This is a genomic window from Actinomycetes bacterium (genome assembly GCA_036510875.1).
Taxonomy (GTDB): Bacteria; Actinomycetota; Actinomycetes; order Prado026; family Prado026; genus DATCDE01.
The window spans coordinates 1-3,864 of sequence record DATCDE010000375.1; the positions used below are offsets into that span (position 1 = coordinate 1).

The following is a 3,864-nucleotide window of genomic DNA, read 5'->3' on the forward strand; positions in this document are numbered from 1 at the left end:
GAACCGGCCGAAGGCGCGGCTCACCCATACGTACGCCCCGCCCTCCTCGGGGATGGCTGCCCCCAGCTCGGCGCTGATGAACGCCGTGGGCACGAAGAACAGCACGAACAGGACCACGAGCCAGGTGAACGCCTGAGCCCCGGCGATCGCGATGGCACCGATGGTGTCCATGACGACCATCGCCGAGATGAGGAAGAACACGGTGTCGAGCCGGCCCATCTCGCGGCGCAGGAGACTATGGTCCTCTCGGCCAGGCGGACCGGCGGTCACGGACTGCGCCAACGTACTCCCCTCATTCACGTCCACCCCACGTCCCGTCGGGTCCCGTGATTCCTCGTACCGAAGGCTGCTCTTGACCTACCCCAGAGTCGATCTCGTCACACCCCACGTCACGGTGGTAAGGGTCACCTAAACGCTACGCCCGCTGCTGCGGCCCCGCCAAGACTGAGCTGACTACCACTCGATGAGGAGGTCAGAGGGCACGAGCACCTTGCGCGGTTCGTCGATGTCGTCGGAGGCCTTCCATGAGGAGATCCCCGAACCCGAACACGTTCAGGTTCAGCAGCAGATCCAGGTTCAACAGCAGATCGAACTTTGACAGCGCCACTATCCAGATACGGGGAAACTCGACGAGAGGTTTGCCGTACTTGGCCGATCAGATTGACTCGATTGAGGACGGTCGTCGGCTGGTCTGGCCCTTGGTTGCCGATGAATTCGCCCGCTTCTGGAAGCTGCCTAAGCCGCCTTCTACTCACAGATGACTTCAGCGGCATAGTCCATCTCGCCAGCACGATCCGGGCTGCCAGTTGCTCTAAATCCAGCGGACAGATCCATGCCACTCCAGGCGCTCTGGACACAGACGGGAGCTATGAGCCAGCGTTTCGTCGGGGACGGCCGCCTGCGACTTATTGGGCGCTGTGATGTCTGCCCACGGTGGGCGATAGCGGAATGTCGCGCCGCTGCAGCGCGTCTCAGACCGAGCCGCTGGGCGAGGTCATCGACTCTCCGCCCTGTGCAGGACCGACTGGAACTGCTTCCCCAGTGCGCGTGGCCCCGCGATTGGGAGCAGGGCAGCGATGAGTTTCCCCTTGAACGAGTTCGGCAGCCGAGTGAGCGAGACCCGCAGGTCGGTGCCCTCCGCTGCCTGCACGAGCTCGTACCGCCAGCCACTGCCGGGCCCCCACAGGTTCGAGTCGAGGGTGTCGATCGTGACGATGCCGGAGGCGGCGTCCCACGAGTAGTGTTCCCGCTCCCAGCCCATGCCAGTGCCCTCGGTCACCTCCGCCCAGTCCGGACCCTGTCCGTGAACTCTGAAATGAGCATCGTCGACGTTCGGCCACCACCGAGACCGTTCGGGGCCGAAGTCGGTGATCACGGCCATGGCTTCACTCGGCGACAAGCTCGTGTGGACGGTGAACCTTGTGGTCGCCATTCGCGTGCCCCTCTTCCGTCGTGGGAGTGTCGGCTATCCGCGAACCATCATCTGCTACCAGCCGGGGGGAATGCGATGATCTCGAAGTCCTCGGACATGCCGCAACCGACATCCGCACGACTGGCGGCTGAAAGGACGCGCCCTTCAGAATCCAGAACCGCGACCCAGGACAAGTCGTCTGTTGCCGGCGGCGAGCTTAGTTGGGGGTGGGCGAGGGCTGTCTCGGCAGCGCTTGATGGTTGGGCCGAGGGAGTCCCCGCACGTTCACGCTGCGTTCTGCGGGCTGAGGTGTTTACTGGCGGCGTGGGGTGGGGGATGCTGGGTGGCATCTTCTCAGCGGGGGGTCTGGTGGCGCGACGAGACGCGTTTGATGAGGCGTATGGGCGTGGGGTGACTCGCGCTGTTCGCCCTCCACCTCGGTCGGCGGTCCCCCGTGTGCGTGACGTGCCGTTGGATGCCGGCGCGGCTTTGCCGGGGGGCCTGGTACCTGGGGGTGCTGGTTCGGGGGAGCCGACGGCGTTTGGTGGGTCGGTGTTGAAGAGTGATGGGTCGATTGCTCGTGGCTGGGTGGTGGTGGAGGCCGGTCAAATCGTGTCGGTCCGCTCGACTAAGCCGCGCGACGTTGAGCATGCGATCAGCACCGGGGGGCTGATCCTGCCGGGTTTGATCGATCTGCACGGGCATCCGGAGTACAACGTGTTCGCGGCCTGGGAGCCGCCCGGGGTCTACATCAACCGCGGCCGGTGGCGCGACAGCCACGAGTACGACCAGCTCATCAAGAAGCCCTGGGCGAGGTTGACCTCGGGTGGGAAGTCGGTGTCGGTGAAGACCGCGATGACCCGCTACGCCGAGGTCCGCGCCGCGGTCGGCGGGGTGACGGCCATCCAGGGCGCCTCCCAGGACTACCCGAACAAGGCTGAGGCGCTGGTACGGAATGTCGACCTGCTGATCTTCGGCAGCCAGGTCGCCCGCAGCACGGTGGACTTCGACCGCCTCGACGACAACGAGGTGGAGAGCATCCGCAAGGGCATCTTCGACACCGAGGCGGTCAAGGCTCACTACGTCCATCTCGCGGAGGGGCAGAAGACTAACCAGACATCGGTGAACGAGTACCTGAAGTTCACAGCCTCACCCCTGTTCAGCGAGGCGACGGTGATGATCCACGGGACCGCGCTGTCCCGGGCGCATTTCGACCAGCTCGCAGCGGTGGGCGGGAAGTTGGTGTGGTCGCCGCAGTCCAACCTGCGTCTGTACAACGAGACCACTGACATCGGGGCTGCGTTGGCCGCTGGGGTGCCGGTCGCGTTGGGCGCGGACTGGATGCCGTCGGGCAGCCCGAGTCTGCTGCATGAGATGAAGGTGGCCTGGCAGGTCATCACCCAGAGCGCACTGCCGCTCACGCCGCCGGATCTGGTGCGGATGGTCACCAGCGGGGCGGCCGAGATCGCGGGCCTTGGCGACAAGATCGGCACCCTGCAGGTGGGTCGTGCCGCAGACCTGACGATCCTGCAGAAGCGCATGGACGACCCCTACCAAAACGTGGTCTCGGCTTACCCGTCTTGGGTCGAGATGGTGATCATCGGCGGGGACATCATCTACGGCCGCCCCGACTGGGTCGGGGCGCTCTCCACCGCGGCCGACTACGAGCAGGTCACCGCCTGGGGGCGGCCCATGCTGCTGGACACCCGGTTCGGCTCGCCCGACGACGCCGGCATCGACGGACCACCACGACGACTGGCACAGATGCGGGCCAAGCTCATCGCACGCTATCCAGCCGTCGGCCCGATCTTCGCCTAACAACCCGACCCCGGCCTGCTCGGCCCACACCCTCGAACGACAACTACCGGCGGCAGGAGGACCCCGACCACACCATGACCTGGCAGGCACCCAAGTCTTGAACCCACGAGACGGGCGGAGGCCAGAGCCGTCGACCACCCTCGAGGGGGCCCTACCACCCCGGCCGTCAACCCACCGTCGCGATGCCAGCAGGGACGATGTCCGTGGCGGGCCTCTGGTGGGTCCCTACCAGAGAAGCCGCCTAGCCTCGAGGAGCCAGCCATGTCCCACCCTGACACCGTCGTTCTGACCGCAGACCACGGCCTGGGCACCGTCCGCACCATGCCGCAGTTCCGCAGCCACATCGCCCAGGGCCCGCTCACCGACACCCAGCGCGGCCTCGTCCTGGATCAGGCCGAGATCCTGATCGGTGAGGTCTACGCCCACCTGCCCCTGAAACGGGCCATGCACGCCATCGACCCGCTGCAGGCGCTCCGCCTGCTGCGGCATCGGCAGAGCGACCTCACCGAGACCGACTTCCATGTGCAGCTGCAGAGGATCTTCCTGGGCCTGCACGATCTGCACACCAACTACATCCTGCCCTCGCGGTACGCAGGCTTCGCGTTCCTCGGCATCTTCCTCGAACACTGCATCGA

Annotated in this window: 4 protein-coding genes; 2 read left to right on the top strand and 2 right to left on the bottom strand. The window is 65.8% G+C overall.

Going from position 1 to position 3,864, the window contains the following annotated elements:
• The coding region (locus VIM19_21285) for an amino acid permease (GenBank protein HEY5187363.1) at nt 1-219 on the bottom strand (219 nt) is incomplete at its 3' end.
• Nucleotides 220-994: 775 nt separating this feature from the next.
• Nucleotides 995-1,279: a hypothetical protein gene (locus VIM19_21290; GenBank protein ID HEY5187364.1), complete on the bottom strand. Its 285-nt coding sequence runs from the start codon at nt 1,277-1,279 to the stop codon at nt 995-997.
• An 816-nt stretch (nt 1,280-2,095) separates the two neighbouring features.
• On the opposite strand from VIM19_21290, the gene VIM19_21295 reads away from it, so the two are divergent.
• The gene (locus VIM19_21295; GenBank protein HEY5187365.1) at nt 2,096-3,229 is read left to right on the top strand and encodes an amidohydrolase family protein; all 1,134 of its coding nucleotides are present in this window, start codon (nt 2,096-2,098) and stop codon (nt 3,227-3,229) included.
• A 261-nt stretch (nt 3,230-3,490) separates the two neighbouring features.
• On the top strand, nt 3,491-3,864 hold a 374-nt coding region (locus VIM19_21300; GenBank protein HEY5187366.1), incomplete at its 3' end, for a peptidase S41.